The organism is Erythrobacter donghaensis, assembly GCF_001557325.1.
Lineage (GTDB): Bacteria > Pseudomonadota > Alphaproteobacteria > Sphingomonadales > Sphingomonadaceae > Erythrobacter > Erythrobacter donghaensis_B.
Genome location: NZ_LSJS01000286.1, coordinates 1 through 875 on the forward strand (window position 1 = coordinate 1; position 875 = coordinate 875).

General features: G+C 72.1%; 1 protein-coding gene. It reads right to left on the minus strand.

What is annotated here, in order from left to right; all coding sequences use genetic code 11:
- Window positions 1–142: 142 nt before the first annotated feature.
- The coding region (locus AX692_RS16210) for a DUF815 domain-containing protein (RefSeq protein WP_073977776.1) at window positions 143–875 on the minus strand (733 nt) is incomplete at its 5' end.

Sequence of the window (875 nt, forward strand, 5' to 3'; positions counted from 1 at the left end):
GGCGCGTCCGCTCGCCCAGCGCCGCGCCTGCCCCGGCGATCGCGCGGCTGGAGGGCAAGCCGCTCCCGCCGCAGGAACTGACCGACCCGCGTGCCAAGTTCGAGGCCGATTACCTGCGCGAACAGGCCGGGCAGAAGATCAACTAAAGCCGCTTGCCCGCGCGCCCCGCCAGCTCGGTCGCGAATTGCAGCGCGGTGCGGCCTGAGCGGTTGCCGCGCTGGATCGCGAAGGCCATCGCTTCTTCCGCATCGAAGCCAAGCCCGAGCGGGGCGAGGTAAGCGCCAAGGATCGCGAGATAGGTGTCCTTGTCCGCCGGGTGGAAGCCCAGCGACAGCCCGAAGCGGTCGGCGAGCGCCAGCGCGTCATCCCGCTCGTCCCTTTCGTGGATCGCCCCCGAGGTATCCTGCCGCTCGACGATCCCGCGGCGGTTGGCGGTGACCACGAGGCGGATATGCGGCGGACGCGGGGCGATGCCGCCCTCGAGCAGGCTCCGCAATGCCAGCATCTCCGCGCGCGCCTCGGCGCCGAAGCCGAGGTCGTCGATGAAGAGCAGGAAGGCGCGGCTCACCCCCGCCAGCTCGGCGATCAGCGCGGGGAAGGTCGGCAGCGTGCCCGGGGCAAGCTGGACTAGGGCGAGGTTCTGCGTCTCGCGCTGCACATCGGCGACGCAGGCGCGCACCAGCGCCGATTTGCCCATCCCCCGCGCGCCCCACAGCAGCGCGTCATGCGCCGCCGCGCCGCTCGCAAGCCGGGCGCACAAGTTGCGCAAGCCAACTTTCTGCGCCTCGATCCCGTGGAGCGCCTCGAGCGGCAGGGCATCGAGCACCGGCACCGTCCGCGCCCGCTCGCCCTCCCAGACATAGGCGGGATGGGCG